Genomic DNA, 23402 nt, shown 5'->3' with positions numbered 1-23402 from the left:
TGAACAGTATAGTGCCCAGCCTGGAGTTGACGGACTTCGATGCTGATCGCCAGCTGCTGGAGCTATCCGGTACCTCTCTGCTCATATTTACCAGCATAGGTTGTGCCAGCTGCCGCTGGGCGCGTCGTGAGCTGCCTGGTATGAGGCTTCCAGTTGATCGCTTGTGCTGGGTGGATGCCGGGAATAACGGCGGTTTGGTCGAGCGCTATGAGGTTTTTCACCTGCCAAGCCTGTTTCTGGTTCGCGATGGCCAGTTTTTTGGCAGTTTGCAATCTGCACTTCAGGAAAGCGGGCTTTCTGCAATGCTGCAGCAGGCGTTGGCGCGAGAGTCCGAAGAGCTGCCTTGATGTTCTCTGGAGTATCTGAGCTGCGGATACAGCGCTGCTAAGCTCTGTCATAGGCCCTAGCGGTAATTCAGGAGGCCCAATGCTGCGCTCGATTCTCTACGCCACCGATCTGGGTCTCTATGCCCCCTACGTGCTGCAGCACGCGTTGTCCCTTGCCAAGGCCTTTCGCGCTGAGCTGCATGTAGTTCACGCGGTAGAGCCGCTTGGCCTGTTTGCAGAATCGGTGCTGCAGACTTATCTGGACGAAAAAACGCTGCAGGAGCTTCGCAGCAAGGGGCTGACCACTGTGATGGCAAGCATCGAACAGCGTGTCATGGAGGGCTTCCGTGACGAGATGGGCGAGGCTCAGGACATGCGTATCGTACGCAGCGTGCGGGTGGCTCAGGGGGACCCCGCCCAGGTGATCCTTGAGGAGGCGCGGAAACTCGGGGTTGATCTGCTGGTCGTAGGCAGTCACAGCCATGGGGCGACGCAGGATATTCCTCTGGGCCGCACCGCTGCGAGGCTCCTGCAGCTGTCGGATACGCCGGTCTACCTGGTGCCAATGCTTCAGCATCGCTAGCGGCTCTTATCGCCAGTCGTTAGACGAACGGCATGCACAACTCAAAAAATCGTCTAGTTTTATCTTTAAACCGTTAATATGGTTATATCGCTGTGTCGGCAAATTCGGGCAGCGTCTATCTGCTTTGAGGGACATCTATGAAGCTGCAGCAACTGCGCTACATCTGGGAAGTGGCGCACCATGACCTCAACGTCTCTGCCACCGCGCAGAGCCTCTACACCTCGCAACCTGGTATCAGCAAGCAGATCCGCCTGCTGGAAGACGAACTGGGCGTCGAGGTCTTCGCCCGTAGCGGCAAGCACCTGACTCGGGTGACTCCGGCCGGCGAGCGCATCATCACCACCGCCGGCGAGATATTGCGCAAGGTCGAGAGCATCAAGCAGATCGCCCAGGAGTTCTCTAACGAGAAGAAGGGCACGCTGTCCATCGCTACCACTCATACCCAGGCGCGCTATGCACTGCCGCCGGTGATCAGTGGCTTCATCAAGCAGTATCCGGAAGTGGCCCTGCACATGCACCAGGGCTCGCCGACCCAGATCGCCGAGATGGCGGCCGACGGCACTGTTGACTTCGCCATCGCCACCGAGGGTCTGGAGTTGTTCAACGATCTGGTGATGATGCCGTGCTATCGCTGGAACCGCTGCGTGATCGTGCCCCAGGGGCACCCGCTGACCAAGCTGCCGAAGCTGACTCTGGAGGCTCTGGTCGAGCACCCCATCGTCACCTACGTGTTCGGCTTCACCGGTCGCTCCAAGCTGGATGAAGCTTTCAGCCATAAGGGGTTGTCGCCCAAGGTGGTGTTTACCGCGGCCGACGCCGACGTGATCAAGACCTATGTTCGTCTGGGCCTGGGTGTTGGCATCGTGGCGCGCATGGCAGTGGATACCAAACTCGACAATGACCTGGTGATCCTCGATGCCAGCGAGCTGTTCGAAGCCAGTATCACCAAGATCGGTTTCCGTCGCGGTACCTTCCTGCGTGGCTTCATGTGCGATTTCATCGAGAAGTTCGCCCCGCACCTGACTCGCGACGTGCTGGCCAAGGCCGTGCAGTGCCACACCAAGGCCGAGTTGGACGAGCTGTTCGACGGCGTCGAGCTGCCCGTGCATTGAGCCTTCCGGGCATGAAAAAGGGCGCCATCCGGCGCCCTTTTTCGTTCTACTGCATTAGTGGCTGAGGTGCAGACCGCACTCGCGGTTTTCCTCGCCCTTGGTCGGGTCCACGTAGTCGAAGTTGTTCGGCAGGCTGTGCTTGACCAGATACTCGTACAGCTCCTTGGAACTCCAGTGCAGCAGCGGCGCGACCTTGATCAGGCCGTCCGGGTTGATGCTCACCGGGTCCATCTGGGCGCGCACGGCGGTGTCGCTGGCGCGCAAGGCGGTGAACCATACCTGCGGAGCGGCCTCGCGCAGAGCGCGGGCAAAGGGCTCCAGCTTCACCTCCTCGGTGAAGGCAGCGTGGCGCGGATCGTCCAGCGCCGGCACCGGGCCGTCGATGGCTTCGCGATGGGCGCGCGAGCGCAGCGGCAGGTAGGTCTTCAGGTTGAGGTTGAGCTGCTTGGTAACCTCATCGGCGAACTTGTAGGTCGCCTCGGTGTTGTAACCGTTGTCCATCCAGATCACCTGGGTGTCCGGCTTGACGCTGGTCACCATGTGCAGGATCACCGCCTCGAAGGGGCGGAAGTTGGTGGTGCAGATCGCCGTCTTGCCCAGGCTCAGGGCCCATTCCACGAGTTTTTCGGCGTCTTTCCCGAGTTCGGCGTTGATTTGGGCCAGATCGAGGGTCATCTGAGCATTCCTGTGGGCAGTCAATTCGAGGGGCAAGATGTTACCAGCCTGAACCGGGCTCAACCACCAGCGCGCCCGGTTTACCAGCGCCTCGCCATGCTGCTAGAGTGCCGGCCCTCTCATCGTCTGTTAGGAGTCGCCCGTGGAAATCGCCTGCCTCGACCTCGAAGGTGTACTGGTTCCGGAAATCTGGATCGCCTTCGCCGAAAAAACCGGTATCGAAGCGCTCAAGGCCACCACTCGCGATATCCCAGACTACGACGTGCTGATGAAACAGCGTCTGCGCATCCTCGATGAGCACGGCCTGAAGCTGAAGGACATCCAGGAAGTGATCGCCACCCTCAAGCCTCTGGAGGGTGCGGTGGAGTTCGTCGATTGGCTGCGCGAGCGCTTCCAGGTGGTGATCCTCTCCGACACCTTCTACGAGTTCTCCCAGCCGCTGATGCGCCAACTGGGCTTCCCGGCCCTGCTGTGCCACAAGCTGATCACCGACGAGACCGATCGCGTGGTGGGTTACCAGCTGCGTCAGAAGGACCCCAAGCGTCAGTCCGTTATCGCCTTCAAGAGCCTCTACTATCGTGTGATCGCCGCCGGCGACTCGTACAACGACACCACCATGCTCAGCGAAGCCCATGCCGGCATCCTGTTCCATGCGCCGGACAACGTGATCCGCGAGTTCCCGCAGTTCCCGGCAGTACACACCTACGAAGACCTCAAGCGCGAGTTCCTCAAGGCGTCCAATCGCGAGCTGAGCCTGTAAGGCTTGCCGCAATGAAAAAGGCCCGCAGATGCGGGCCTTTTTTATGGGCGTTCAGAGCGTTTCCAGCGTCTGTAGCAGCACTTTCACCTTGGTGATGGATTCTGCGTATTCGGCCTGCCAGTCCGAGTCCGCCACTATGCCGCCACCGCCCCAGCAGCTGGCGGTGCCGCCCTTGATCAGCAGGCTGCGAATGGCGATGGAGCTGTCCAGCTCGCCGCGTACGTCCAGGTAGAGCAGGGAGCCGCAATAGAGCGCGCGGCGGGTTGGCTCGAGCTCGTCGATGATCTGCATGGCGCGGATCTTCGGGGCGCCAGTGATCGAGCCGCCGGGGAAGCTTCCGGCGATCAGGTCCAGCGCGTCGCTGTCGTCGTCCAGCTCGCCGGTGACGGCGCTGACCAGGTGGTGCACGTTGGGGTAGCTCTCCAGGGCGAACAGCTCCGGCACCTTCACCGAGCCTGTGCGGCAGCTGCGGCCGAGATCGTTGCGCAGCAGGTCGACGATCATCAGGTTCTCGGCGCGGTCCTTGGCGCTGGCCAGCAGCTCGGCGGCATTGGCCTGGTCTTCTGTCGTGTCGCTACCGCGTGGGCGGGTGCCCTTGATCGGTCGGGTCTCGACGTGGCCCTGGCTGACCTGAAGGAAGCGCTCCGGAGACAGGCTGAGGATCGCGTCGCCGTTGTCCAGTGCCTGGAAGCCGGCAAACGGCGTCGGGCACGCCGCGCGCAGGGCCAGGTAGGCGTTCCAGGCATCGCCCTGGCAGGGTGCCTGGAAGCGCTGGGCGAAGTTGACCTGGTAGCAGTCGCCGGCTTGGATATAGGCCTGAATGCGCTCGATGGCCTGGCGATATTCATCCTGCTTGAGATCGGCGCGAAATGGCTGCAGCAGGGAGAAGGGCGCGTAGGGCGCCGCGCTGCCGATCTCGAACAGCTGGATCAGGCGCTCGCGCTCGGTGGTCGCAAGTTTGGGGTGAAAGACCAGTTGGCTGGCCTGCAGCTGGTGGTCGCTGACCAGCGCCCAATCATACAGGCCGAAGCGGGCGTCAGGCAGTTGCAGGTCGTCGATGCACTGCGCGGGCAGCTGTTCCAGGCGGCGGCTAAAGTCGTAGGCCAGATAGCCGATCAGCCCGCCAGTAAAGGGTAGCGTCAGGCCTTCGGGGGCTTCGGCGTGGCCCAGGTCGGCCAGGCTTTGGCGTAGGCGCTGAAGGAAGGCATTGCCATCTTCATCTGGGGTGGGAGATGCGGTCTGCAGCGGCCAGGCGCTGAGCAGATCAAAACGCCCGCGCTCTGCCTGTGGGCGTCCGGCATCCAGCAGCACGGCTCCGGGCGCCTGGCGCACCAGGCCGAAGTAGGCGGCGGGGTCGGCCCGGTAGGGCAAAGGATGAACGAGGCAGGTGCTCATGCGGCAGATTCGGGAAGGCTTGGCTTGCGATTGTAAGAGCCGGACCGGGTAATGAAAAAGCCCGGTATTACCGGGCCTTGTCAGTACCGCTTGGCTCAGGCCTCTTTGGGCTTGATGTGGCCGAACAGCTGCTGGGAGAAGCGTACGCGGTCTTCCACGCTTTCCTTCTCATCGTTTTTCGCCAGCTCGGCGAGGCGAGCCTCTACCGCATGGGCGCGATGGGTCAGGCCACAGTCGTTGGCGATCTGGATGTTCAGGCCGGGGCGGGCATTGAGTTCGAGGATCAGCGGGCCCTTGTCCACGTCCAGTACCATGTCCACGCCGATGTAGCCGAGGCCGCACAGTTCGTAGCAGCCGGCCGCGAGCTTCATGAAGCCATCCCAGTTGGGCAGCTGCACGCCATCCACGGCATTGGTGGTGTCGGGGTGTTTGGTGATCTTGTTGTTCAGCCAGGTACCCTTGAGGGTGATGCCGGTAGCCAGGTCTACACCGACGCCGATGGCGCCCTGGTGCAGGTTGGCCTTGCCGTTGGATTGGCGGGTCGGCAGGCGCAGCATGGCCATCACCGGGTAGCCCATCAGCACGATGATGCGGATGTCCGGCACGCCTTCGTAGCTGATGCTCTTGAAGATCGGGTCCGGGGTCACGCGGTACTCGATCAGCGCACGGTCGCGGTGGCCGCCGAGGGAGTACAGGCCGGTGAGGATGCTGGAGAGCTGGTGCTCGATGTCTTCCTGGCTGACGATCTTGCCGGAGACGGTCTTGTAACGGCCCTCGAACTTGTCGGCGATCACCAGGATGCCGTCACCGCCGGCGCCTTGCGCCGGCTTGATGACGAAGTCGGTACGCTCACCGATGATCTCGGAGAACTTTTCGATCTCCTTTTCCGTGGAAATGATGCCGTACATCTCCGGCACATGAATGCCGGCGGCGATGGCTCGCTCCTTGGTGATGATCTTGTCGTCGACGATCGGGTACAGGTGCCGTTTGTTGTACTTCAGCACGTAGTCCGCGTTGCGTCGATTGATGCCCATGATGCCTTTGGCTTCAAGGGCTTTCCACGTCTTGATCAGGCCGAACATGGGCTCAATCCTTCAGAAAGGCTTTGAAGCGGAACAGCTCGGTCAGGCGGTAGCCGCGGTAGCGCCCCATCGCCAGCATGAAGCCCACCATGATCAGCAGCACCGCAGGGAAGGTGAAGATGAAGTAGGTCAGCTCCGGGATGGTCATCAGCAGGTGCGCCAGGGTTGCGGCGAACAGGGTGCCGACGGCCACCTTGAAGGCGTGGGCGCCGCCACGCTCTTCCCAAGTGATGGACAGGCGTTCGATGGTCATGGTCAGGATCACCATCGGGAACAGAGCAACCGACAGGCCGCGTTCCAGGCCGAGCTTGTGGCTGAACAGGCTGATGACGGCGATCAGCACCACCACGAAGGTCAGCACCACCGATAGTCGCGGCAGCATCTGTAGCTTCAGGTGCTCCAGATACGAGCGCAGCGACAGGCCGAGGGCGGTGATGATGGTGAACAGCACGATGCCGAAGCCCAGCTGGGTCTCGCGGAAGGCGAGGGCGATCAGTACCGGGGTGAAGGTGCCGAGGGTCTGCAGGCCGCCCAGGTTGCGCAGGATCAGGATCACCAGCACGCCGATCGGGATCATGATCATGATCTGATAGGTCTGCTGGGTCTGCAGCGGCAGGCCGTACAGCGAGTATTCGAGGAAGTCGACGTCGGTGTTCTCGTCGGTCAGCTTGGCCAGGCGGATGGCGTTCATCTCGCTGTTGTTCAGGGTGAAGCTGACTTGCGGCTTCTTGCCGCCTTCGATGCTCACCAGCGGCTCGTCACCGGTCCACCAGACCACGCGGTCGGTCGGTAGGCCTTGTTCGCCGCTTTCCGGGTTGAAGTACAGCCAGTTCTCGCCGTTGAAGCTGCGCAGCCACAGTTCCGGGGCCTGCTGCGCGTCCGCGATCAGGCGGATGGTGTGCACGCGCTCCATCGGCACGTGGGCGATGGACAGCAGCAGGTCGATGACCTTGGCCTTGTTGGCGGTGGACGCGTCGCCGCCGAGCAGTAGCTTGACGTTGTCGTCGCCAACATTGTTGACACGCTTGATGGTCTCGCTGATGAAGGTCTGCACATCGGCCGAGTGCTGGCGGATGGGGGCGAGCAGGGCTTCGGCTGCGATCTTCTCGGCGCCTTCTACCGCGATGCTGTCGCGGAAGATCGGGCCCTTGGCCTTGGCCGGCTCGCCGCTGTAGCGCTTGGTCAGCACCAGGCGGTAGTAGAGGGTCTGGTTGCCGTTGGCGCGACGAGCCGACCAGGTCAGCTTGCGGTTGCCGTCGATGCGGTTGACGCTCACGCCGTAGTTGTTGGAGATGAAGCTCTCGTTGAGGCTCACATAGTCCTGGTTCAGTGGCGGTACGAACATCTGCACCTTGACCGGCTCGCGAGGGCTGGCCTGGAACTCGACCTTGGCGTCGATATTCCACAGGTCATCGGTCTCGTCTTCGGTCACCGGGATGCCGAGGATGAATATCTGATAGGCCGTTACCAGAACGCCCACTGTCACCAGGAGGGTGATAAGGACTTTCAGATGCAGGGTAAGAGAGCGCATGTGAGTTACTCGGCAGAGTTTGCGTCAGGGGTGCAGCCGGGTTTGCCGGCAGCATATTTAAGACTGGGATCGACTACGGCATCCAGGCGCTTGAGCGCCTCGGAGCCAATCAGCAGCGGGTATTGGAATGCGCTGCGGTCGGTCAGGTTCACTTCGATGGTGTGCAAAGACTTGCCCATGCACACTTCAAGTTCGATCACCGGGCGAGCGGTGTAGGTCTTGCCTTCCTCGGGATCGAAGTCGCCGGAGCGGCGCTTGATCTTGCTGATGCGGGCCAGCGGGCGCTCGATTGCGTGCTCATGAGCATCGTCGATGGCCAGGTAGAAGCGCACCCAGGTTTCGCCGTCACGTTTGAAGCGTTCGATGTCGCGGGCGCTGAGCGAGGCCGTCTTGGCGCCGGTGTCGAGTTTGGCGGCGACTTCCAGCTTGAGGTCCGCGAGGCTGACGTATTCATTCAGGCCGTACACGGTCTTTTCGGAGGCGAGACTCATGCCGGGAAGCAGGCCGCAGCTGAGGAGGAGGGCGAAAGGCTTGAGTCGCATAAATCCTTTGATATTCGCGTCGTCGGGGCGGCGGCGGGGCGCGGCTGCCGGCGGGTGAAGTCTAGCAGGCATGACGGCGGCTCCGGGCCGGTGCATGCGGGCGGCATTCTAACATGGGGTTTTTCTGCTGCGACAGCCGCTTATGAGCGTTTCTGCAGGTTGATTGCACGATTGCGTAGCTTTTCTCTCGCCTGACGGATTGTCGACAATCATGATTTATGGCGTTGACAGCGATGCGCTTCAGGCATAGTTTTGCCGCAACAAAAGCACATTGTGTCGACAATAATGCTAGATGCTCTCGATATATCAGATAGCGATCAGGCCGACTCGGGGACCCTTGCCGAGAACGTGTTCCGCCGTATCCAGGCGGCCATCGTGCAGGGCGAGATTCCGCCTGGTAGCAAGATTTCCGAGCCCGAGCTGGCGCGCACCTACGGCATCAGTCGTGGCCCGCTGCGCGAGGCGATTCACCGCCTGGAGGGGCAGCGGCTGCTGGTGCGCGTACCGCATGTCGGCGCTCGCGTGGTGTCGCTCAGCCATGCCGAGCTGATCGAGCTGTACGAGATTCGGGAGTCGCTGGAGGGCATGGCCTGCCGGCTGGCCGCCGAACGCATGAGCCAGGCTGAAATCGATGAGCTGCGCCGCGTGCTGGAACTGCACGAGCAGGACGCCGCGTTCAAGGCCGGCGTCGGCTACTACCAGCAGGAAGGCGACTTCGACTTCCACTACCGAATCATCCAGGGCAGCGGCAACCGCACGCTGACACAGATGCTCTGCGGCGAGTTGTACCAGCTGGTGCGCATGTATCGCCTGCAGTTCTCCACGACGCCGAATCGCCCGCACCAGGCCTTTGCCGAACACCACCGCATTCTCGATGCCATCGCCGACCGTGACGGCGAACTGGCCGAACTGCTGATGCGCCGTCACATCGGTGCCTCCAAGCGCAATATCGAGCGCCACTACCAGGAAGCGCTCGCCAACCCGTCCAAAACACGAGGTGAGTCATGAGTGTAAGAACCCCCGGCCAGCGCTTTCGCGATGCCATCGCCGCCGAGCAACCGCTGCAGGTGATCGGCGCGATCAACGCCAACCACGCGCTGCTGGCCAAGCGTGCCGGCTTCCAGGCCATCTACCTGTCGGGTGGCGGTGTCGCTGCGGGCTCTCTGGGTCTGCCGGACCTGGGCATCAACACCCTGGATGACGTGCTCACCGACGTGCGCCGCATCACCGACGTCTGCGATCTGCCGCTGCTGGTGGATATCGACACCGGCTTCGGTCCCAGCGCCTTCAACATCGAACGCACCATCAAGAACCTGATCAAGGCCGGCGCCGCTGCCGCCCACATCGAGGATCAGGTTGGCGCCAAGCGTTGCGGTCATCGCCCGGGCAAGGAAATCGTCTCCTGCGAGGAGATGGTCGACCGCGTGCGCGCCGCCGCTGATGCCAAGACCGACCCGAACTTCTTCCTGATTGCCCGCACCGACGCCATCCAGGCCGAGGGCGTGGACGCCGCCATCGAGCGCTGCCAGCGCTACGTGGAGGCGGGTGCCGATGGCATCTTCGCCGAGGCCGCCTATGACCTGCCGACCTACAAGCGCTTCGTCGATGCGCTGAATGTGCCGGTGCTGGCCAACATCACCGAGTTCGGCGCGACCCCGCTGTTCACCCGTGACGAGCTGGCCTCGGTCGGTGTGGCCATTCAGCTCTACCCGCTGTCGGCCTTCCGCGCCGCCAACAAGGCTGCGGAAAGTGTCTACACCTCGATCCGCCAGAACGGCCACCAGAAGGATGTGATCGAGCTGATGCAGACCCGTGCCGAGCTGTACGACCGCATCGGCTACCACGCCTTCGAGCAGAAGCTCGACGCGCTGTTCGCTGCCGGCAAGAAGTAACCGTCAGCCCTGCCCGGCGAGTGACGTATCGCTGTCATACGCCGTTGGCGCCCTCGGCAGATGCTGTATCTGCCGACCGCATTCGAACCGAACGACAGGCCTCAAGGCCTGCGTAACAAGAACAAGCAACCGGATTTGATGAGGAGACACGCGATGAGCGCTACCGCAGAAACCACCACCGGCTTCAAACCGAAGAAGTCCGTGGCCCTGAGTGGCACCGCCGCCGGCAACACCGCCCTGTGCACTGTCGGCCGCACCGGCAACGACCTGCACTATCGTGGCTATGACGTTCTGGATTTCGCCAATCGCTGCGAATTCGAAGAGATCGCCCACCTGCTGGTCCACGGCAAGCTGCCCAACGTCGCCGAACTGGGCGGCTACAAGGCCAAACTGAAAGCCCTGCGCGGCCTGCCGGCTGGCGTGAAGGCCGCCCTGGAAACCCTGCCGCCGTCGGCCCACCCGATGGACGTGATGCGCACCGCCGTGTCCGTGCTCGGCTGCCTGTCGCCGGAGAAGGACGACCACAACCACCCGGGCGCCCGCGATATCGCCGACAAGCTGATGGCTTCGCTGGGCTCCGCGCTGCTGTACTGGTACCACTTCAGCCACAACGGCAAGCGCATCGATGTCGAGACCGACGACGACTCCATCGGTGGCCACTTCCTGCACCTGCTGCATGGCGAGAAGCCGCGTGAGTCCTGGGTGCGTGCCATGCACACCTCGCTCAACCTGTACGCCGAGCACGAATTCAACGCCTCGACCTTCACCTCCCGGGTGATCGCCGGTACCGGTTCGGACATCTTCAGCTGCATCGCCGGCGCCATTGGCGCGCTGCGCGGGCCGAAACATGGCGGCGCCAACGAGGTGGCCTTCGAGATCCAGAAACGCTACGACAACCCGGACGAGGCTGAGGCCGATATCCGTGCTCGTGTCGAGAAGAAGGAAGTGGTGATCGGCTTCGGTCATCCGGTCTACACCGTGGCCGACCCGCGCAACAAGGTGATCAAGGAAGTCGCTCTGCAACTGTCCAATGAGCAGTCCAACACCAAGATGTACGACATCGCCGAGCGCCTGGAAGCCATCATGTGGGATATCAAGAAGATGTTCCCCAACCTCGATTGGTTCAGCGCCGTGAGCTACCACATGATGGGCGTGCCCACCGCGATGTTCACCCCGCTGTTCGTCATCGCGCGCACCGCTGGCTGGTCCGCCCACGTCATCGAGCAGCGCATCGACGGCAAGATCATTCGCCCGAGCGCCAACTACACCGGTCCCGAGGACCTGAAGTTTGTGCCGCTCAAGGACCGTAAATAAAATGAACACCAACTACCGTGAACGCCTGGCCGGCACCGATCTGGACTACTTCAACGCCCCTGCGGCGGTTGAGGCGATCCAGGCCGGCGCCTGGGCCAAATTGCCCTACACCTCGCGCGTGCTGGCCGAGCAGCTGGTGCGCCGCTGCGAGCCAGAGCTGCTGACGCCCGCGCTGGAACAGCTGATCTACCGCAAGCGCGACCTGGACTTCCCCTGGTACCCGGCGCGCGTGGTTTGCCACGACATCCTCGGCCAGACCGCACTGGTTGACCTGGCCGGCTTGCGCGACGCCATCGCCGAGCAAGGCGGCGACCCGTCCAAGGTCAATCCGGTGGTGCCGACCCAGCTGATCGTCGACCACTCGCTGGCCGTGGAAGCTCCTGGCTTCGATCCGGATGCGTTCGAGAAGAACCGCGCCATCGAGGATCGCCGCAACGAGGATCGCTTCCACTTCATCGAGTGGACCAAGACCGCGTTCAAGAACGTCGATGTGATCCCGGCCGGCAACGGCATCATGCACCAGATCAACCTGGAGAAAATGAGCCCGGTGATCCAGGCGCGCGGCGGCATCGCGTTCCCCGACACCTGCGTCGGCACCGATTCGCACACCCCGCACGTGGACGCCTTGGGTGTGATCGCCATCGGCGTCGGCGGCCTGGAAGCCGAGACCGTGATGCTCGGCCACCCGTCGATGATGCGCCTGCCCGACATCGTCGGCGTGGAGCTGACCGGCAAGCGCAAACCCGGTATCACCGCCACCGACATCGTGCTGGCGATCACCGAGTTCCTGCGCAAGGAGCGTGTGGTCGGCGCCTACGTCGAGTTCTTCGGCGAAGGGGCGGACAGCCTGTCCATCGGCGACCGCGCGACCATCTCCAACATGTGCCCGGAATACGGCGCCACCGCCTCGATGTTCTACATTGACGGCCAGACCATCGACTACCTCAAGCTCACCGGTCGCGAGCCTGAGCAAGTGGCGCTGGTGGAAAACTACGCGAAGACCCTCGGTCTGTGGAGCGATGCGCTGAAGACCGCCGAATACGAGCGCGTGCTGAGCTTCGATCTGGGCAGCGTGGTGCGCAACATGGCCGGCCCGTCCAACCCGCACCGTCGCCTGCCGACCTCGGCGCTGGCCGAGCGTGGCATTGCCGACGAAGCCAAGCTGCAGTCCGGCAAGGCCGAGGAAGCCGAAGGCCTGATGCCCGATGGCGCAGTGATCATTGCCGCCATCACCAGCTGCACCAACACCTCCAACCCGCGTAACGTGGTCGCCGCCGGCCTGGTGGCGAAGAAGGCTAACGCCCTGGGCCTGCTGCGAAAGCCGTGGGTGAAGACTTCCTTCGCTCCGGGTTCGAAAGTCGCCAAGCTGTACCTGGAGGAGGCCGGCCTGCTGCCGGAACTGGAGAAGCTCGGCTTCGGCATCGTCGCTTACGCCTGCACCACCTGTAACGGCATGTCCGGCGCGCTGGACCCGGTGATCCAGAAAGAGATCATCGACCGCGACCTGTACGCCACCGCCGTACTTTCGGGTAACCGCAACTTCGACGGCCGCATCCACCCCTACGCCAAACAGGCCTTCCTGGCTTCGCCGCCGCTGGTAGTCGCCTACGCCATCGCCGGTACCGTGCGCTTCGATATCGAACAGGATGTGCTGGGCACCGACAAGAACGGCAACCCGGTTACGCTCAAGGACCTATGGCCGTCCGACGAGGAAATCGACGCCATCGTCGCCTCCAGCGTCAAGCCGGAGCAGTTCCGCCAGATCTACATCCCGATGTTCGATCTAGGCAGCGTTCAGGAAGCGGAAAGCCCGCTGTACGACTGGCGCCCGATGTCCACCTATATCCGCCGCCCGCCGTACTGGGAAGGCGCGTTGGCTGGCGAGCGCACGCTCAAGGGCATGTTGCCGCTGGCAATCCTGCCGGACAACATCACCACAGATCATCTGTCGCCATCCAACGCCATCCTGATGGACTCGGCGGCCGGCGAGTACCTGCACAAGATGGGCCTGCCGGAGGAGGACTTTAACTCCTACGCCACCCACCGCGGCGACCACCTGACTGCCCAGCGCGCAACCTTCGCCAACCCGCAGCTGGTCAACGAGATGGTCGTGGTCGATGGTGCGGTGAAGAAGGGTTCGCTGGCCCGCGTCGAGCCGCAAGGCCAGGTCATGCGCATGTGGGAGGCCATCGAAACCTACATGAACCGCAAACAGAACCTGATCATCGTCGCCGGTGCCGACTACGGCCAGGGCTCGTCCCGCGACTGGGCGGCCAAGGGCGTACGCTTGGCAGGCGTGGAAGTGATCGTTGCCGAAGGCTTCGAGCGCATCCATCGCACTAACCTGGTGGGCATGGGCGTGCTGCCGGTGGAGTTCAAGCCGGGCACCACCCGCCTGACCCTGGGTCTGGACGGCACCGAGACCTACGACATCAAGGGCGAAGTCTCGCCGCGCTGCGACCTGACCCTGGTGGTCAATCGCCGCAATGGCGAGGTGGTCGAAGTGCCGGTGACCTGCCGCCTCGACACCGCTGCCGACGTCAGTGTGTACAAGGCTGGTGGCGTGCTGCAGCGCTTCGCCAAAGACTTCCTGGAAGGCGCGGTAGCCTGATGTAACGACTCCGCTCCGCCAATGGCGGGGCGGACCTCTTCTCGCAGGGCCGGGTCAGCTCGACCCTGCATCGAATGGCCAGGACCTGACTCATGTCCCATGTACCTCAAGTGAAGATCCCCGCCACCTACATTCGCGGCGGTACCAGCAAGGGCGTGTTCTTCCGCCTGCAGGACCTGCCCGAGCGTTGCCAGGTACCCGGCGCGGCCCGCGACAAGCTGTTCATGCGCGTGATCGGCAGCCCCGATCCGTACGGCGCGCATATCGATGGCATGGGCGGCGCGACCTCGTCGACCTCCAAGTGCGTGATCCTGTCCAAGAGCAGTCAGCCCGATCACGACGTCGACTACCTCTACGGCCAGGTCTCGATCGACAAGGCCTTCGTCGACTGGAGTGGCAACTGCGGCAACCTGTCGACCGCCGCCGGCGCCTTCGCCCTGCATGCCGGTCTGGTCGATCCGGCGCGCATCGCGGACAACGGCACCTGCGTGGTGCGTATCTGGCAGGCCAACATCCAGAAAACCATCATCGCCCACGTGCCGGTCAGCAATGGCCAGGTCCAGGAAACCGGCGACTTCGAGCTAGACGGCGTGACCTTCCCGGCGGCAGAGATCGTGCTGGAGTTCCTCGATCCGTCCGACGACGGCGAGGAGGGCGGCTCGATGTTCCCCACCGGCAACCTGGTCGATGAGCTGGAAGTGCCGGGTGTCGGTACCTTCAAGGCGACCATGATCACCGCTGGCATTCCCACGGTGTTCGTCAATGCCGAGGACATCGGTTACCAGGGCACCGAGCTGCGCGAGGCGATCAATGGCGACCCGCAGCAACTGGCGCGCTTCGAGCAGATTCGCGTGGCCGGCGCCCTGCGCATGGGGCTGATCAAGACGGCAGAGGAGGCGGCCACCCGCCAGCACACGCCGAAGATCGCCTTCGTGTCCAAGCCCAAGAGCTACAAGGCGTCCAGTGGCAAGGAGGTGTCTGCTAGCGAGGTCGATCTGCTGGTCCGTGCGCTGTCCATGGGCAAGCTGCACCACGCCATGATGGGCACCTGCGCGGTGGCCATCGGCACGGCGGCGGCCATTCCCGGCACCCTGGTCAACCTGGCGGCCGGTGGCGGCGAGCGCGAAGCGGTGCGTTTCGGTCATCCGTCTGGCACCTTGCGCGTTGGCGCTCAGGCCAAGTTGGTCGACGGTCAATGGACCGTGACCAAGGCGATCATGAGTCGCAGCGCGCGGATTCTGATGGAAGGCTGGGTGCGGGTGCCTGGTGACAGCTTCTGACGCCAAAAACACAAGGCCCGCATTCAAGCGGGCCTTGTTGTAGCGCGGTTGAAGCTACTTGAGCCGGCGCTCGACGCCTTTCTCCACCAGGATCTTGGCCGAGATCTCTTCGACGGAGAAATGCGTGGAGTTGATGAAGTTGATGTTTTCGCGACGCAGCAGGTTTTCCACTTCGCGCACCTCGAATTCGCACTGGGCGTAGCTGGCATAGCGGCTGTTGGGCTTGCGCTCGTGGCGGATCGCGGTGAGGCGGTCGGGGTCGATGGTCAGTCCGAATAGCTTGTGCTTGTAGGGCTTGAGGGCGGCCGGCAGCTGCAGGCGCTCCATGTCTTCTTCGGTCAGCGGGTAGTTGGCGGCACGAATGCCGAACTGCATGGCCATGTACAGACAGGTGGGCGTCTTACCGCAGCGAGAAACACCGATCAGAATCAAATCGGCCTTGTCGTAATAGTGGGTGCGGGCACCGTCGTCGTTGTCCAGGGCGAAATTGACCGCCTCGATCCGCTCCATGTAGTTGGTGCTACTGGCGATGGAGTGGGATTTGCCGACCGAGTAGGACGAGTGTTCGCTGAGTTCTGCTTCGAGCGGGGCCAGAAAGGTGGAAAAAATGTCGATCATGAAACCGTCGGACTGAGCCAGAACGTCACGGATCTCATGGTTGACTACGGTGTCGAAGATGATCGGGCGAGCCCCGTCTTTCTCGGCAGCATGGTTGATTTGCTGTACCATGGCCCGCGCTTTCTCGACGCTGTCTATGTAGGGGCGGGTGAGCTTGGTGAAGCTGATGGCTTCGAATTGCGCCAACAGGCTTTGCCCCAGTGTTTCCGCGGTGATGCCAGTGCCGTCGGAAATGAAGAATGCGGTTCGTTTCATTGATGGCGGAGGCCTTAAGTCAGGAACGATTCTTGGCTATCATAGGCCCCCTTTGCCGGGCCCGTATTGGTCGGCATTGTGACTTATTTCCTTGAGGCAAAGCCAGGCTGCGGCGGCGCTGCACCGGCTCTGCCACGTACAGTGGAGAGTTCACCTTGGTAGAGTACGTCGTTTCCCTCGATAAGCTCGGCGTCCACGATGTGGAGCATGTAGGGGGCAAGAACGCATCCCTCGGCGAGATGATCAGCAACCTTGCCGGTGCTGGCGTCTCGGTTCCCGGCGGTTTCGCCACTACCGCCCAGGCCTACCGTGACTTCCTCGACCAGAGCGGTCTGAACGATCGCATCCACGCCGCCCTCGATGCCCTGGACGTGGACGACGTCAATGCCCTGGCCAAGACCGGCGCGCAGATCCGCCAGTGGGTGATGGACGCCGAGTTCCCGACCCGCCTCGATGCCGAGATCCGCAAGGCCTTCGCCGAGATGTCCGCCGGCAACGACAACATGGCCGTGGCCGTGCGTTCTTCCGCCACCGCCGAAGACCTGCCGGACGCCTCCTTCGCCGGCCAGCAGGAGACCTTCCTCAATATCCGCGGCGTGGACAACGTGATCCGCGCGGCCAAGGAAGTCTTCGCCTCCCTCTTCAACGACCGCGCCATCGCCTACCGCGTGCACCAGGGCTTCGACCACAAGCTGGTCGCCCTGTCCGCCGGCGTACAGCGCATGGTGCGTTCGGAAACCGGCACCGCCGGCGTGATGTTCACCCTGGATACCGAGTCCGGCTTCCGCGATGTGGTGTTCATCACCGGCGCCTACGGCCTCGGTGAGACCGTGGTGCAGGGCGCGGTGAACCCTGACGAGTTCTACGTGCACAAGCAGACCCTGGAAGCCGGTCGCCCGGCGATCCTGCGTCGCAACCTGGGCAGCAAGGCGATCAAGATGGTCTACGGCGAAGAAGCCAAGGCCGGTCGCTCGGTCAAGACCGTCGACGTCGACCGCGCCGAACGTGCCCGTTTCTGCATCACTGACGCCGAAGTCAGCGAACTGGCCAAGCAGGCGCTGATCATCGAGAAACACTACGGCCGCCCGATGGACATCGAGTGGGCCAAGGACGGTGACGACGGCAAGCTGTACATCGTGCAGGCCCGTCCGGAAACCGTGAAAAGTCGCGCCAGCGCTACCGTGATGGAGCGCTACCTGCTGAAAGAGAAGGGCAAGGTACTGGTGGAAGGCCGTGCCATCGGCCAGCGCATTGGCGCCGGCAAGGTGCGGGTGATCCACGACGTATCCGAGATGGACAAGGTACAGCCGGGCGACGTACTGGTTTCCGACATGACCGATCCGGACTGGGAGCCGGTGATGAAGCGCGCCAGCGCCATCGTCACCAACCGCGGCGGTCGTACCTGCCACGCGGCGATCATCGCTCGTGAGCTGGGCATTCCAGCTGTGGTCGGTTGCGGCAACGCCACCCAGGTGCTGCAGGACGGCCAGGGCGTGACCGTTTCCTGCGCCGAGGGCGATACCGGCTTCATCTTCGAGGGTGAACTGGGCTTCGACATCCGCAAGAACTCGGTCGATGCCATGCCCGACCTGCCGTTCAAGATCATGATGAACGTCGGCAACCCGGACCGCGCCTTCGACTTCGCCCAGCTGCCCAACGAGGGTGTGGGCCTGGCCCGCCTGGAATTCATCATCAACCGCATGATCGGCGTGCACCCGAAAGCCCTGCTGAACTTCGCCAGCCTGCCGGCGGAGATCAAGGACAGCGTCGAGAAGCGTATCGCCGGCTATGACGATCCGGTCGGCTTCTATGTCGAGAAGCTGGTCGAGGGCATCAGTACCCTGGCCGCTGCCTTCTGGCCGAAGAAGGTCATCGTGCGCCTGTCGGACTTCAAGTCCAACGAATACGCCAACCTGATCGGCGGCAAGCTGTACGAGCCGGAAGAAGAGAACCCGATGCTCGGCTTCCGTGGCGCCTCGCGCTACATCAGCGAGAGCTTCCGCGACTGCTTCGAGCTGGAATGCCGCGCGCTGAAGAAAGTGCGCAACGAGATGGGCCTGACCAACGTCGAGATCATGGTGCCGTTCGTACGCACCCTGGGCGAGGCGTCGCAGGTGGTCGAGCTGCTCGCCAGCAATGGTCTGGAGCGCGGCAAGGATGGCCTGAAGGTCATCATGATGTGCGAGCTGCCGTCCAACGCGCTGCTGGCCGATGAGTTCCTCGAGTTCTTCGACGGTTTCTCCATCGGCTCCAACGACCTGACCCAGCTGACCCTGGGCCTGGACCGTGACTCCGGGATCGTGGCGCATCTGTTCGACGAGCGTAATCCGGCGGTGAAGAAGCTGCTGGCCAACGCCATTGCCGCCTGCAACAAGGCCGGCAAGTACATCGGCATCTGTGGCCAAGGCCCGTCGGACCATCCGGACCTGGCCAAGTGGCTGATGGAGCAGGGTATCGAGAGCGTGTCGCTCAACCCAGACTCGGTACTGGATACCTGGTTCTTCCTCGCCGAGGGCCAGCCGCAGGGCTGATTGGTTGGAAATCCCAGAGAGGGCGGGAGCGATCCCGCCTTTTTTGTGAGCGGTGATCCATGCTGGAAGTCTTCGGGCTTCCGACAAACTTGTGTGCAAGAAGCAGTATGCAAAGCAGTAGTGAGCTATTTCCCGTTGCCCTGGCCAGCGCCGAGTTACGCGGCGATCTGAGCGAGGATGTTTATCGCCTGAAACCGGGCAACTCTCCGGACTTTTCCGTCGAGCTGGCGCTGACCCGCTTGGGCCTGGCCGATCAGGAAAACCGTGGCGTGCCGGTGATCCTGCTGCACGGCAGCTTCTCCAACCGGCGTTTCTGGTATTCGCCGCGCGGTATCGGCCTGGGCCCTTATCTTGCTCGCGCCGGCTTCGACGTGTGGATCGCCGAGATGCGCGGCCACGGTCTTTCGCCGCGCAACCAGGCGTACAAGTACAACAGCGTCGCCGACTACGCCCGCTACGACCTGCCGGCCATTGCCGCCTTTGTCCGTGAGCAGAGCGGCCAGACCCCGCACTGGGTGGGGCACTCGCTCGGCGGCACCACCCTGGCTGCAGCAGTAGGTGGCGGCTACCTGGAGGCTGACGATGCGGCATCGGTAGCCTTGTTCGGCACCCAGATCAGCCGTGTCTACTGGCCACTCAAAGTGCCGCCGGTGGAGTGGGGCAGCCGTCTGTTGCTCAAGGGCTTCCACCATATCTCCGGCGCCCGCTTCAAGCGTGGCCCCGAGGACGAGCCGATCGGCCTGGCCCTGGAAAGCCTGCGCTGGCATCGGCTGTTCGGCCGTTTCGGCGATTCCGAACGCGACTGGTGGGCCGGCATGGCCGATGTGCAGGTGCCACTGCTGGTGGTCAGCGCAGCTGGCGACCTGCAGGACCCGGCCTGGGCCTGCCGCAAGCTGTTCGATCAGTTCATTGCCGCGCCGCGCAGCTTCCTGCTGCTGGGCAAGGAGAAGGGCTATTCCAGTGACTTCGGCCATGTCGAGATGCTGGTCAGCAAGGAGGCGCAGACCGAGGTCTGGCCGCTGGTCCAGCACTGGCTGCAGGAACTGAGTCTGCCCGCGGAAAAGCAGCAGGATTGAGGTTACAAGCGCTCTGGCATGCGGCTAAGATGTGACGAATTTCGCCGGTCCGGTCACGGTTCGTCATGTTCGTAGCGCTGGAGCGTTTGATCAATCTGCAGGATGGTTACCGCCGCACCTTTCAGGTCGCAGGCCGTGATCTTTTGCTGCTGGTGGTCGAGCAACAGCCGCTGCTACTGGAAAATCGTTGCCCGCACCAAGGTGCACCGCTGCACAACGCCACGCTGGATGGTCATGTGCTGCGCTGTGCACGCCACGGCATAGCGTTCGACCTGCATAGCGGTCGGCCACTGAATGCCCAGTGTGCGGCATTGAGTCGGTTCAGCCTGGCTTACGACGGCGATCGTGTTGGTATCGATATCTGAGCGTTTCAACTTCAAAGGAGTCTTCCCATGCAATACGTCACCCCTGACCTGTGCGACGCCTACCCGGAACTGGTGCAAGTGGTCGAGCCGATGTTCGCCAACTTCGGTGGTCGCGACTCCTTCGGCGGCGAGATCGTTACCGTCAAGTGCCATGAGGACAACTCGCTGGTGAAATCCCAGGCCGACCGGCCGGGCCAGGGCAAGGTGCTGGTAGTGGATGGCGGCGGCTCCCTGCGCCGTGCGCTGCTGGGCGACATGATCGCCGAGAAAGCGGCGAAGAACGGCTGGGAAGGCATGGTGATCTATGGCTGCGTGCGCGACGTTGACGTGCTGGCGCAGACCGACCTGGGCGTGCAGGCGCTGGCCAGCCACCCAATGAAGACCGACAAGCGCAACATCGGCGACCTCAACGTGGTCGTAACCTTCGGCGGCGTGACCTTCAAGCCGGGCCACTATGTATATGCCGACAACAACGGCATCATCGTTTCCCCCGAGCCGCTGAAGATGCCTGAGTAAGGCCCGCAAGGCTCACGCAGGTGGGCCTGTCGGCAACAGTGGGAGCAGGGATGTACGAGAAAGACAATCTGCACTGGGGACTGGTGCACGCCTTCGTCCTCGATGGCCTTGGCGGCGCACGCAGCCTGGAGTGGGATCAGCTCGAAGGATTGAGCCTGGCCGAGCAGGAAAGCCTCTGGTTGCACTGGGATCGCGGTCATCCGCAGACCCATGCCTGGCTGCGCGAGCAGAGCGGCCTCAGTGAATTCAGCTGTGATCTGCTGCTGGAGGAGAACACCCGGCCACGTCTGCTGACGCTGCCGGAGCACGAGCTGCTGCTGTTCCTGCGCGGAGTCAATCTCAACCCCGGTGCCGAGCCCGAGGATATGGTCTCGGTACGCATCTTTGCCGATGCCCGTCGGGTCATCTCCCTGCGCCTGCGCCCGCTGCGCGCCACCGAGGAGCTCATCGCCCTGCTGGAAAAAGGCCAGGGCCCGCGTGACAGCGGCGAGTTGGTGCAGCAACTGGCGCTTTACATGACGGACCGGGTCGACGGGCTGATCGAGGACCTTTCGGTGCAGCTGGAAGGCCAGGAAGAGCGCCTCGATGGCGACAACCGTTTCATGCCCGATCATGATCTGGTGCTGCATGTGCGCCGCCGCTCTGCCGGTCTGCGCCGCTTTCTTGCGCCGCAGCGCGACATATTCGGCCAGCTCACGCGCAATGGTTTCGGCGACGCCAACCAGTGGAACGAGCTGAACAACCGCCTGACTCGTTACCTGGAAGAGCTGGAAATGGTTCGCGAGCGGGTAGGGCTGGTGCTGGAGTCCGAGCACCGGCGGATGAACGAGAAGATGAATCGGGCCATGTACCTGCTGGGTGTCACCACCGTGTTCTTCCTGCCCATGAGTTTTCTCACCGGCCTGCTCGGTATCAACGTCGGCGGCATTCCTGGTGCGGACAGTCAGTATGGCTTTCTACTGATCTGCCTGATTCTGGCCAGTGTCGGCGCGCTGCAGTGGTGGTTGTTCCGCCGTTGGCGCTGGCTGTAGATGTGACCTGCAGCAATATCGCCACGTCTAGGCAACAAATCCGTGCGAGGTACGCATGTACGATCCTTTTGAAGAGTCTCTGCGCGACCTGCTGAAGTCGTCGCCTGCAGAGCATGACGATGACGCGACCCTCGGCCGCGTACTCAAGACCGCGAACCGTCAGGTCGGCGTCGGCGATCTGTTCAGCCTCATGGGCCGTGGCCTCGAGGCGCTGATGATCGCGCTGAATAATGGATCCGCGCATGTAATGCCGGTTTCTCGGACCAACGCCCGAAATGCAGACAAGGCTGATTGATATATGGAACTCGATCCCTGGACCCAAGCTCTGGTTGCGGCCATGACCACTCTCTGGAGCAAGATCGCCGGCTTTATCCCGAACCTGTTCGTGGCGCTGATTCTCGGGCTGCTCGGTTTCGTGGTGGCCAAGCTGCTCGACACTCTGCTGTCCAAGCTGCTGGCCAAACTTGGCCTGGACCGTCTGATGACCGGCACGGGCCTGACCAAGCTGCTCGGCCGGGTAGGGATTCAGGTCCCGGTCTCGACACTGATCGGCAAAATCGTCTACTGGTTCGTGCTGCTGATTTTCCTGGTGTCCGCCGCCGAATCGTTGGGGCTGCCGCGTCTGTCGGCCACGCTCGACGTGCTGGCGCTATATCTGCCTAAGGTTTTCGGCGCTGCACTCGTGCTGCTGGTCGGCGTGCTGCTGGCGCAACTGGTGAGCAGCCTGGTACGTGGCGCTGCCGAAGGCGTCGGCCTGGACTACTCGGCAGGCCTTGGCCGTATCGCTCAGGGCCTGGTGATCATCATCAGCATCTCGGTTGCCATCGGCCAGCTTGAGGTCAAGACCGATCTGCTGAACAACGTCATCGCCATCGTGCTGATTTCGGTTGGTCTGGCTGTAGCCCTGGCGCTGGGCCTGGGGAGTCGGGAAATTGCCGGCCAGATCCTCGCCGGCATTTATGTGCGTGAGCTTTATCAGGTCGGGCAACAAGTCAGGATCGGTGAGGTCGAAGGGCAGATCGAGGAAATTGGCACCGTGAAAACCGTTCTCCTCACCGAGGATGGCGAGCTGGTGTCGGTGGCCAATCGAACCCTGCTCGAGCAGCGAGTCAGCAGCCGCTGATCCGCCAATCCCTGCTAATGTATGCGTCCAGCGCCACCCCTTTGTGCGCTGGCGCTGCCATCTGACCTGACTGTCGGCACGAGTCGTTTTGAACAACGCCCAATCGCTTTCTGCGCGCTATGACCCACGCGAGCTCTCGGATGAAGAGCTGGTGCAGCGCTCCCACGTCGAGCTGTTTCACGTCACCCGGGCGTACGAAGAACTGATGCGTCGCTACCAAAGGACTCTGTTCAATGTATGCGCCCGTTATCTCGGAAATGAACGCGACGCCGACGATGTTTGCCAAGAAGTGATGCTCAAAGTTCTCTATGGTCTGAAGAACTTCGAGGGAAAGTCCAAGTTCAAGACCTGGCTATATAGCATCACTTATAACGAGTGCATTACCCAGTATCGCAAGGAGCGGCGAAAACGCCGCCTGCTCGATGCTCTGAGTCTTGATCCTCTGGAAGAGGCCTCCGAAGAGAAGGCTCCGAAGGTTGAAGAGAAAGGCGGGCTCGATCGCTGGTTGGTACACGTCAATCCGATAGACCGGGAAATCCTGGTATTGCGTTTTGTTGCCGAGCTGGAGTTCCAGGAAATCGCCGACATCATGCACATGGGCCTGAGTGCTACCAAGATGCGTTACAAGCGCGCATTGGATCGACTCCGCGAAAAATTTGGCAATTCTGTTGAAACTTAATAAGCCAAGCGGCCTCTTACGCGCAGTGCGCGAGAAATCTCGCACACACTGCCGTGTGTAGATTTGTTACAATCGCTGCCAAGTTGTTCCTGGGCAGTTCTGCCA

At 62.4% G+C, this 23402-nt stretch carries 23 protein-coding genes; 17 read left to right on the top strand and 6 right to left on the bottom strand.

Annotated elements, in window-relative coordinates:
• Positions 1–11: 11 nt before the first annotated feature.
• The 3 genes from IP89_RS02455 to cysB all read left to right on the top strand — a co-directional run bounded on the left by IP89_RS02455 (position 12) and on the right by cysB (position 2021).
• Complete coding sequence (locus IP89_RS02455; RefSeq protein ID WP_256203088.1) at positions 12–347, top strand: co-chaperone YbbN; 336 nt, start codon at positions 12–14, stop codon at positions 345–347.
• Between the two features lie 79 nt (positions 348–426).
• Positions 427–909, top strand: coding sequence for a universal stress protein (locus IP89_RS02450; RefSeq protein WP_043307379.1), 483 nt, complete (start codon positions 427–429; stop codon positions 907–909).
• 137 nt (positions 910–1046) lie between these two features.
• Complete coding sequence (cysB, locus tag IP89_RS02445) at positions 1047–2021, top strand: HTH-type transcriptional regulator CysB (protein ID WP_043307378.1); 975 nt, start codon at positions 1047–1049, stop codon at positions 2019–2021.
• 54 nt (positions 2022–2075) lie between these two features.
• Here the strand turns inward: cysB and IP89_RS02440 are convergent, their stop codons facing one another.
• Positions 2076–2696, bottom strand: a complete 621-nt coding sequence (locus IP89_RS02440; RefSeq protein WP_043307376.1) for a phosphoadenosine phosphosulfate reductase family protein — start codon at positions 2694–2696, stop codon at positions 2076–2078.
• A gap of 142 nt (positions 2697–2838) precedes the next feature.
• Between IP89_RS02440 and thrH the strand changes: the two genes are divergently transcribed.
• On the top strand, positions 2839–3456 hold the full coding sequence (gene thrH, locus IP89_RS02435) for a bifunctional phosphoserine phosphatase/homoserine phosphotransferase ThrH (RefSeq protein ID WP_043307374.1): 618 nt from the start codon (positions 2839–2841) through the stop codon (positions 3454–3456).
• 51 nt (positions 3457–3507) lie between these two features.
• Here the strand turns inward: thrH and pabB are convergent, their stop codons facing one another.
• From pabB to IP89_RS02415, 4 genes are all read right to left on the bottom strand, one after another.
• Positions 3508–4851 (bottom strand): aminodeoxychorismate synthase component I, encoded by a 1344-nt coding sequence (gene pabB / locus IP89_RS02430; RefSeq protein WP_043307373.1) that lies wholly within the window; start codon positions 4849–4851, stop codon positions 3508–3510.
• Between the two features lie 95 nt (positions 4852–4946).
• On the bottom strand, positions 4947–5933 hold the full coding sequence (locus tag IP89_RS02425) for an alpha-L-glutamate ligase-like protein (protein ID WP_043307372.1): 987 nt from the start codon (positions 5931–5933) through the stop codon (positions 4947–4949).
• 4 nt (positions 5934–5937) lie between these two features.
• A complete protein-coding gene (locus tag IP89_RS02420; RefSeq protein ID WP_043307370.1) occupies positions 5938–7464 on the bottom strand; it encodes an inactive transglutaminase family protein in 1527 nt (508 codons plus the stop codon).
• Between the two features lie 5 nt (positions 7465–7469).
• Entirely contained in the window at positions 7470–8006 is a 537-nt protein-coding gene (locus IP89_RS02415; RefSeq protein WP_043307369.1) for an ATP-dependent zinc protease, read from the bottom strand.
• Between the two features lie 285 nt (positions 8007–8291).
• Between IP89_RS02415 and IP89_RS02410 the strand changes: the two genes are divergently transcribed.
• From IP89_RS02410 to prpF, 5 genes are all read left to right on the top strand, one after another.
• Entirely contained in the window at positions 8292–9014 is a 723-nt protein-coding gene (locus IP89_RS02410) for a GntR family transcriptional regulator (protein WP_043307368.1), read from the top strand.
• The gene (gene prpB / locus IP89_RS02405; RefSeq protein WP_043307367.1) at positions 9011–9898 is read left to right on the top strand and encodes a methylisocitrate lyase; all 888 of its coding nucleotides are present in this window, start codon (positions 9011–9013) and stop codon (positions 9896–9898) included. Before IP89_RS02410 ends, prpB begins: the two co-directional genes overlap by 4 nt.
• Before the next feature lie 153 nt (positions 9899–10051).
• Positions 10052–11212 carry a 2-methylcitrate synthase gene (prpC, locus tag IP89_RS02400; protein WP_043307366.1) on the top strand — a complete coding sequence of 387 codons (1161 nt, stop codon included), beginning with the start codon at positions 10052–10054 and terminating at the stop codon, positions 11210–11212.
• Between the two features lies 1 nt (position 11213).
• Positions 11214–13823: a Fe/S-dependent 2-methylisocitrate dehydratase AcnD gene (gene acnD / locus IP89_RS02395; RefSeq protein WP_043307365.1), complete on the top strand. Its 2610-nt coding sequence runs from the start codon at positions 11214–11216 to the stop codon at positions 13821–13823.
• Positions 13824–13915: 92 nt separating this feature from the next.
• A complete protein-coding gene (prpF, locus tag IP89_RS02390) occupies positions 13916–15103 on the top strand; it encodes a 2-methylaconitate cis-trans isomerase PrpF (protein WP_043307364.1) in 1188 nt (395 codons plus the stop codon).
• A gap of 54 nt (positions 15104–15157) precedes the next feature.
• Here the strand turns inward: prpF and IP89_RS02385 are convergent, their stop codons facing one another.
• A complete protein-coding gene (locus tag IP89_RS02385) occupies positions 15158–15976 on the bottom strand; it encodes a pyruvate, water dikinase regulatory protein (protein ID WP_043307362.1) in 819 nt (272 codons plus the stop codon).
• 155 nt (positions 15977–16131) lie between these two features.
• Between IP89_RS02385 and ppsA the strand changes: the two genes are divergently transcribed.
• The 8 genes from ppsA (at position 16132) to sigX (ending at position 23297) form a co-directional block, all read left to right on the top strand.
• The gene (gene ppsA / locus IP89_RS02380; RefSeq protein WP_043307361.1) at positions 16132–18507 is read left to right on the top strand and encodes a phosphoenolpyruvate synthase; all 2376 of its coding nucleotides are present in this window, start codon (positions 16132–16134) and stop codon (positions 18505–18507) included.
• A 107-nt stretch (positions 18508–18614) separates the two neighbouring features.
• Positions 18615–19583: an alpha/beta fold hydrolase gene (locus IP89_RS02375; RefSeq protein ID WP_043307360.1), complete on the top strand. Its 969-nt coding sequence runs from the start codon at positions 18615–18617 to the stop codon at positions 19581–19583.
• A 65-nt stretch (positions 19584–19648) separates the two neighbouring features.
• Positions 19649–19948 carry a Rieske 2Fe-2S domain-containing protein gene (locus tag IP89_RS02370; protein ID WP_043307358.1) on the top strand — a complete coding sequence of 100 codons (300 nt, stop codon included), beginning with the start codon at positions 19649–19651 and terminating at the stop codon, positions 19946–19948.
• 27 nt (positions 19949–19975) lie between these two features.
• Complete coding sequence (gene rraA / locus IP89_RS02365; RefSeq protein WP_043307357.1) at positions 19976–20464, top strand: ribonuclease E activity regulator RraA; 489 nt, start codon at positions 19976–19978, stop codon at positions 20462–20464.
• Positions 20465–20514: 50 nt separating this feature from the next.
• Positions 20515–21495 carry a zinc transporter ZntB gene (locus IP89_RS02360; RefSeq protein WP_043307356.1) on the top strand — a complete coding sequence of 327 codons (981 nt, stop codon included), beginning with the start codon at positions 20515–20517 and terminating at the stop codon, positions 21493–21495.
• A 55-nt stretch (positions 21496–21550) separates the two neighbouring features.
• Entirely contained in the window at positions 21551–21790 is a 240-nt protein-coding gene (locus tag IP89_RS02355) for a hypothetical protein (RefSeq protein ID WP_043307355.1), read from the top strand.
• Between the two features lie 3 nt (positions 21791–21793).
• Entirely contained in the window at positions 21794–22618 is an 825-nt protein-coding gene (locus IP89_RS02350; RefSeq protein ID WP_043307354.1) for a mechanosensitive ion channel domain-containing protein, read from the top strand.
• A gap of 88 nt (positions 22619–22706) precedes the next feature.
• Complete coding sequence (gene sigX / locus IP89_RS02345; RefSeq protein WP_043307353.1) at positions 22707–23297, top strand: RNA polymerase sigma factor SigX; 591 nt, start codon at positions 22707–22709, stop codon at positions 23295–23297.
• Positions 23298–23402: the final 105 nt, after the last annotated feature.

Origin of the sequence: Pseudomonas sp. ML96, assembly GCF_000761545.1 — a bacterium.
Taxonomy (GTDB): Bacteria; Pseudomonadota; Gammaproteobacteria; order Pseudomonadales; family Pseudomonadaceae; genus Aquipseudomonas.
This window is presented reverse-complemented; position numbering and strand designations above follow the sequence as displayed.

Excerpts from the sequence above, each read along its gene's own strand:
- IP89_RS02450 (WP_043307379.1), top strand. The coding sequence starts at position 427 with ATGCTGCGCTCGATTCTCTACGCCACCGATCTGGGTCTCTATGCCCCC.
- cysB (WP_043307378.1), top strand. The coding sequence starts at position 1,047 with ATGAAGCTGCAGCAACTGCGCTACATCTGGGAAGTGGCGCACCATGAC.
- IP89_RS02440 (WP_043307376.1), bottom strand. The coding sequence starts at position 2,696 with ATGACCCTCGATCTGGCCCAAATCAACGCCGAACTCGGGAAAGACGCC.
- pabB (WP_043307373.1), bottom strand. The coding sequence starts at position 4,851 with ATGAGCACCTGCCTCGTTCATCCTTTGCCCTACCGGGCCGACCCCGCC.
- IP89_RS02425 (WP_043307372.1), bottom strand. The coding sequence starts at position 5,933 with ATGTTCGGCCTGATCAAGACGTGGAAAGCCCTTGAAGCCAAAGGCATC.
- IP89_RS02420 (WP_043307370.1), bottom strand. The coding sequence starts at position 7,464 with ATGCGCTCTCTTACCCTGCATCTGAAAGTCCTTATCACCCTCCTGGTG.
- IP89_RS02415 (WP_043307369.1), bottom strand. The coding sequence starts at position 8,006 with ATGCGACTCAAGCCTTTCGCCCTCCTCCTCAGCTGCGGCCTGCTTCCC.
- IP89_RS02410 (WP_043307368.1), top strand. The coding sequence starts at position 8,292 with ATGCTAGATGCTCTCGATATATCAGATAGCGATCAGGCCGACTCGGGG.
- prpB (WP_043307367.1), top strand. The coding sequence starts at position 9,011 with ATGAGTGTAAGAACCCCCGGCCAGCGCTTTCGCGATGCCATCGCCGCC.
- prpC (WP_043307366.1), top strand. The coding sequence starts at position 10,052 with ATGAGCGCTACCGCAGAAACCACCACCGGCTTCAAACCGAAGAAGTCC.
- acnD (WP_043307365.1), top strand. The coding sequence starts at position 11,214 with ATGAACACCAACTACCGTGAACGCCTGGCCGGCACCGATCTGGACTAC.
- prpF (WP_043307364.1), top strand. The coding sequence starts at position 13,916 with ATGTCCCATGTACCTCAAGTGAAGATCCCCGCCACCTACATTCGCGGC.
- IP89_RS02385 (WP_043307362.1), bottom strand. The coding sequence starts at position 15,976 with ATGAAACGAACCGCATTCTTCATTTCCGACGGCACTGGCATCACCGCG.
- IP89_RS02375 (WP_043307360.1), top strand. The coding sequence starts at position 18,615 with ATGCAAAGCAGTAGTGAGCTATTTCCCGTTGCCCTGGCCAGCGCCGAG.
- IP89_RS02370 (WP_043307358.1), top strand. The coding sequence starts at position 19,649 with ATGTTCGTAGCGCTGGAGCGTTTGATCAATCTGCAGGATGGTTACCGC.
- rraA (WP_043307357.1), top strand. The coding sequence starts at position 19,976 with ATGCAATACGTCACCCCTGACCTGTGCGACGCCTACCCGGAACTGGTG.
- IP89_RS02360 (WP_043307356.1), top strand. The coding sequence starts at position 20,515 with ATGTACGAGAAAGACAATCTGCACTGGGGACTGGTGCACGCCTTCGTC.
- IP89_RS02355 (WP_043307355.1), top strand. The coding sequence starts at position 21,551 with ATGTACGATCCTTTTGAAGAGTCTCTGCGCGACCTGCTGAAGTCGTCG.
- IP89_RS02350 (WP_043307354.1), top strand. The coding sequence starts at position 21,794 with ATGGAACTCGATCCCTGGACCCAAGCTCTGGTTGCGGCCATGACCACT.